The following is a 5,543-nucleotide window of genomic DNA, read 5'->3' as shown; positions in this document are numbered from 1 at the left end:
CAGACCGCCTCCAGCGTGCGCTTGCCGCGGCGGTAGCGGTCGACGGCCCGGTCGACCGTGTACGGGTCGACGACCGGCGCCGGGTCCTGGCCGCCCAGCCGCTCGCGCAGTGAGGGCAGGCCGTGGCGGCGGAGTTCCGCGGAGAGCAGCGTGAGGTCGAAGGCCGCGTTGTAGACCACGACCGGTATGCCCGCCTGCCAGTAGGAGGTGAGCACGCCGGCCACCTCGTCGGCCACCCGGTCGGCGGGCAGACCGCAGGCCGTCACCCGCTCGTTGGTGATACCGTGCACGGCGACCGCCTCGGCGGGGATCTCCATGCCCGGATCGGCGAGCCACTCCCGGCGCCCGGCGGTCTCGCCCTCCCTGACCTCGAGCACGGCGGCGGTGACGATGCGCGCCTCGTGCGGGTCGGTGCCGGTGGTCTCCAGGTCGAAGCCGATCAGCGGTGCGTGGTGCCAGCCCATGGCGGCCCCCTTCTCGTGGTGATGCGTCCCCCAGGTGTTCCTCACCTTCGCACGCGCCACTGACAACGCCCGGGCCGCACCGCCTCCCGTACCGCTACATCCCCGCCGGAAACGGGGCATCCCGAATCAGGACACCGGCCGCGAATCCGCCCAGGCCACCTCGAACTCCTCGCGGTAGGTGGGGAACAGGGCGCCCTCCTCGGGGGCACCCGACCTGACCACCCGTCCGCCGTTGCGCAGCAGCATCACCGGGGCCTCCATGCCCCGGGTGCGCCGCAGGTAGGACTGGACGACCGCGATCCCGTCGGCACCGTCCCCGTCGACCAGGTAGGCCGTGAACCGCGGCGTCTCGTCGTAGACCTGGATCTCGAAGGCGCCCGGGTCGCGCAGCCTGGCCCGCACCCGCCGCATGTGCAGGATGTTCATCTCCACCGCCCGGCCCAGCTCGCCCCGCTTGATGCCCAGTTCGCGCTCGCGACGGCGGACGGCGCTGGAGGCGGGGTTGAGGAAGAGCAGCCGCACCCGGGTGCCGGACTCGGCCAGGCGGACCAGCCGCCGGCCGGAGAAGTTCTGCACCAGCAGGTTGAGGCCGATGCCGATGGCGTCCAGGCGGCGCGCCCCGCCGAAGATGTCCTCGGCGGGGAAGTGGCGCAGCAGCCGCACCCGGTCGGGGTGCACGGCGACCACGTCGGCGTACCGGTCACCGACCAGGTCCTCGACCGCGTCGACGGGCAGCCGGCGGGCGGAGGGCACGTCACCGCCGGAGCCGAGCATGTCGAGCAGCCGCGCGGAGGCGCGTTCGGCCTGGGCGAGGACGGCCTCGGAGAGCGCGCGGTTGCGGGTGACGACGTTGCGGGCGACCTCGAGCTCGTCCAGCGCCAGTTCGAGTTCGCGGCGGTCGTCGAAGTAGGGCTCGAAGCAGGGCCAGTGCTGGACGGTCAACTCGCGTAGCTGCGGGAGTGTCAGGAAGCTGAGCACGTTGTCGTCGGCCGGGTCGAGGAGGTAGCCCTTGCGGCGGCTGACCTCGCGGACGGCGACGGCGCGCTGCACCCACTCCTGCCCGGCGGGGCCGGCGGCGGCGACCACCCAGTCGTCGCCGTGCACCGGCTCGTAGACGGGGCGCAGTACGGCGGCCACCACGGCCCGCATCCGCTGTTCGACCAGATTCAGCCAGATGTAGGCGCGGCCGGCCCGCTGGGCGCGGGTGCGCACCTCGCTCCAGGCGTCGGCACCCCACTCCAGCTCCGGCCCGATGGCGGCCTCCATCGGCCGGGCGAGTGACACCGCGCCGGGCGGGGCGTCTGCGGAGTTCGCCTCGCGACCGTTGTCGCCAGGGGGCAACTCCAGGCCTCCCGAGCCCACCCGTGCACCGCCTTCCGCTCCCCCTGGAGCCGTCCTCTTCAATGATCAAGAAAGATTACTCCGGGTTCGCGGGCGGTGCAGCCGGATGCACAGGCTCGTTCCTCAACTACCGCATTCTGCACGCCTGTTCCAGCAGCGCCAGGGAGACGGAGTGAGTCTTTTCATACTGCATCGGCGGTGGTCGGGGGCCTGTCGGCGGCCGTCCGGGCGGGCCGGGGGTCAGAATGGCCGATTCCGCTTCTTTCGCGGCGGTACGGCGTCCTTCATCATTCGCGTCGCCTTTCCGGGTGAGGTTTCGGGGAAGGACGTTGACCCGGGGTACCGAATCCGCACGGACGGCGCGTGCTTCGTCTTCTTTCGGGAAGAATCGCCACGAAGAGGTGCCGTAGATCCGCATCCACCTGGGAGAGTCGAATCCATGCAGGTCTGGCCCGGAGAGGCGTATCCACTGGGTGCCACGTACGACGGCGCCGGCACCAATTTCGCGGTCTTCACGGAGGCCGCCGAGCGCGTCGAGCTGTGTCTGCTCCACGACGACGGCTCGGAGACGGCCGTCGAACTGCGCGAGAGCGACGCGTTCGTCCGCCACGCGTACCTGCCGGGGGTGATGCCCGGTCAGCGCTACGGCTTTAGGGTGCACGGTCCCTACGCGCCCGAGCGCGGGCTGCGGACGAACTCGGCGAAGCTGCTGCTGGACCCGTACGCCAAGGCGGTCTCCGGCTCGATCGACTGGGGCGAGGAGGTGTACGGGTACCGCTTCGGGGCGCCGGACAGCCGCAACGACATGGACTCGGCGCCGCACACGATGACGTCGGTGGTGGTGAACCCGTACTTCGACTGGGGCGACGACCGGCCGCCGCGCACCCCGTACCACGAGACGGTGATCTACGAGGCCCATGTGAAGGGCCTGACGATGACCCATCCGGCGCTCCCGGAGGAACTGCGCGGCACCTACGCGGCGCTGGCCCATCCGGCGATCCTGGAGCACCTGACGGACCTGGGCGTGACCGCGCTGGAGCTGATGCCGGTCCACCAGTTCGTGAACGACCACCGGCTCGTGGACCTGGGGCTGAGCAACTACTGGGGCTACAACACCATCGGCTTCTTCGCCCCGCACAACGCCTACGCCTCCTGGGGCGACCGCGGGCAGCAGGTCCTGGAGTTCAAGTCCGCGGTGCGGGCGCTGCACGGGGCCGGGATCGAGGTCGTCCTCGACGTGGTCTACAACCACACCGCGGAAGGCAACCACCTGGGCCCCACGCTGTCGTTCCGCGGCCTGGACAACCCCTCCTACTACCGGCTGACGGACGACCCGCGCTACTACATGGACACCACGGGAACCGGCAACAGCCTGCTGATGCGGTCCCCGCACGTCCTTCAGATGATCATGGACTCGCTGCGGTACTGGGTCACCGAGATGCACGTCGACGGCTTCCGCTTCGACCTGGCCGCCACTCTGGCCCGGCAGTTCCACGAGGTGGACCGGCTGTCCTCCTTCTTCGACCTGGTCCAGCAGGACCCGGTGGTCTCCCAGGTGAAGCTGATCGCCGAGCCCTGGGACGTCGGCGAGGGCGGCTACCAGGTGGGCAACTTCCCGCCGCTGTGGACCGAGTGGAACGGCAAGTACCGCGACACCGTGCGCGACCTGTGGCGGGGCGAGCCGCGCACCCTGGCCGAGTTCGCCTCCCGGCTGACCGGGTCCTCCGACCTGTACCAGGACGACGGCCGCCGCCCCCTCGCCTCGGTCAACTTCGTCACCTGCCACGACGGTTTCACCCTGCGCGACCTGGTGTCCTACAACGGCAAGCACAACGAGGCCAACGGTGAGGACAACCGCGACGGCGAGAGCCACAACCGCTCCTGGAACTGCGGCGCCGAGGGCGACACCGACGACCCCGGGGTGCGCGCGCTGCGCGGGCGTCAGATCCGCAACTTCATCGCCACCCTGATGCTCTCCCAGGGCGTGCCGATGATCAGTCACGGCGACGAGTTCGCCCGCACCCAGCACGGCAACAACAACGCCTACTGCCAGGACAGCGAACTGGCCTGGGTGCCCTGGCCGTCCGGGGGCGGCGACGAGGACTTCGACGAGGAGGCCCTGCGGATCCGCGAGTTCACGCGGTCGATGGTGTGGCTGCGCCGCGACCATCCGGTGTTCCGCCGCCGCCGTTTCTTCCACGGCCGTCCGGTCGAGGGCACCCACGACGAGCTCTCCGACATCGCCTGGTTCACCCCGGAGGGCGCCGAGATGACCCGGGAGGACTGGGAGTCCGCGCCGGCCAGCGCGCTGACCGTGTTCCTCAACGGCAACGCCATCTCGGAACCGGGGCCGCGCGGCGAGCGGGTCACCGACGACTCGTTCCTGCTGCTCTTCAACGCCTCGCCGCAGCCCCTGGAGTTCACGCTGCCCGACGACCACGGGCAGCAGTGGCAGGTGGTCGTCGACACGGCCCTGGCGGAGGGTGTGCCGGAGGGCGGTGGGGTCAAGCTGCGGGCCGGCGAGCGGCTGACCCTGACCGACCGCGCCCTGACCGTGCTCCGACGGCCCGCCTGACGCCCTGCCGGCCCCGCCCGTCCGAGGGCCCCCCGCGGCCGGGACGGCTCCCGCGTGGAGTCTCCCGGCCGCCCCCCGTTCCTCCCGCCCGGCCGCCCGGGTCCTCCCTCCCGCCGGCCCGGGTCCTGCTTCCCACCCGCCCCGTTCATCCCTCCCGTCACACGTCTCGTCCCTCCCGTCACACGTCCGGCGGAAGACGGCGGCCCCCGGCGCATCCCGGGGTACATCCCCTCCATGGACTCCCGCGCGCCCACCTCGACCTACCGGCTGCAGTTGCAGCCCGGTTTCCCCTTCGCGGCGGCCGAGGTCGCCGTACCCCACCTCGCCGCCCTCGGCGTCTCGCACCTCCATCTCTCACCGGTCCTGGAGGCCGTCCCCGGCTCCACCCACGGCTACGACGTGACCGACCCGGCCCGGGTACGGGAGGAACTGGGCGGGGAGGAGGGCCTGCGCTCCCTCTCCCGCGCCGCCCGCGCCCAGGGGCTGGGGCTGGTCGTCGACATCGTGCCGAACCACATGGCGATGGTGCCCCGGCACAACCGCCCGCTGTGGGAGGTCCTGCGCAAGGGCCCCGGCTCCCCCTACGCCTCCTGGTTCGACATCGACTGGGAGGCCGGCGGCGGCCGGACGCTGCTGCCGGTGCTCGGCGGCCCGCTCGGCGCCGAGCTTCCGCACCTGCGGGTCGACGGGGAGGTGCTGCGCTACCACGACCACGCCTTCCCGCTCCGCGACGGCACCGAGGGACTGCCGCTGCCGGAGCTGCTGGACGCCCAGTGGTACCGCCTCGGCTGGTGGCGGCTGGCCCGCACCGAACTCGGCTACCGGCGCTTCTTCACCGTCTCGGAACTGATCGGTGTCCGGGTGGAGGACCCGGAGGTCTTCGACGCCACCCACGGCAAGATCCTTCAGCTGCTCGAGGAGGGCGTGGTCGACGGGCTGCGCATCGACCACCCCGACGGCCTGGCCGACCCCGGGGCCTACCTGCGACGGCTGGAGAAGGCCACCGGCGGCCGCTGGACCGTGGTGGAGAAGATCCTCGCCGAGGACGAGCGCCTCCCGGAGAGCTGGCCGGTGGCCGGCACCACCGGCTACGACGCGCTGCGCCGCCTGGACGCGGTCCTCACCGACCCGGCGGGCGCCCGCGGCATGCTGGACCGCTTCCG

At 71.8% G+C, this 5,543-nt stretch carries 4 protein-coding genes; 2 read left to right on the top strand and 2 right to left on the bottom strand.

Going from position 1 to position 5,543, the window contains the following annotated elements; genetic code table 11:
• Together HW445_RS17135 and HW445_RS17130 are read right to left on the bottom strand one after the other, a co-directional pair.
• Positions 1-464: exonuclease domain-containing protein (locus tag HW445_RS17135; protein WP_257231129.1), on the bottom strand; the 464-nt coding region annotated here is incomplete at its 3' end.
• A 126-nt stretch (positions 465-590) separates the two neighbouring features.
• Positions 591-1,826 carry an SAV2148 family HEPN domain-containing protein gene (locus HW445_RS17130; RefSeq protein ID WP_180221881.1) on the bottom strand — a complete coding sequence of 412 codons (1,236 nt, stop codon included), beginning with the start codon at positions 1,824-1,826 and terminating at the stop codon, positions 591-593.
• Positions 1,827-2,244: 418 nt separating this feature from the next.
• On the opposite strand from HW445_RS17130, the gene glgX reads away from it, so the two are divergent.
• Both glgX and HW445_RS17120 read left to right on the top strand, forming a co-directional pair.
• Positions 2,245-4,380 (top strand): glycogen debranching protein GlgX, encoded by a 2,136-nt coding sequence (glgX, locus tag HW445_RS17125; protein ID WP_180221880.1) that lies wholly within the window; start codon positions 2,245-2,247, stop codon positions 4,378-4,380.
• A gap of 234 nt (positions 4,381-4,614) precedes the next feature.
• Positions 4,615-5,543 (top strand): alpha-amylase family glycosyl hydrolase (locus HW445_RS17120; RefSeq protein WP_257231128.1); only part of this gene is annotated, 929 nt, incomplete at its 3' end.

Origin of the sequence: Streptomyces sp. UH6, assembly GCF_013421635.1 — a bacterium.
Lineage (GTDB): Bacteria > Actinomycetota > Actinomycetes > Streptomycetales > Streptomycetaceae > Streptomyces > Streptomyces abyssomicinicus.
The sequence above is the reverse complement of the archived record's forward strand: the minus strand, read 5'-3'. Positions and strand labels throughout refer to the sequence as shown.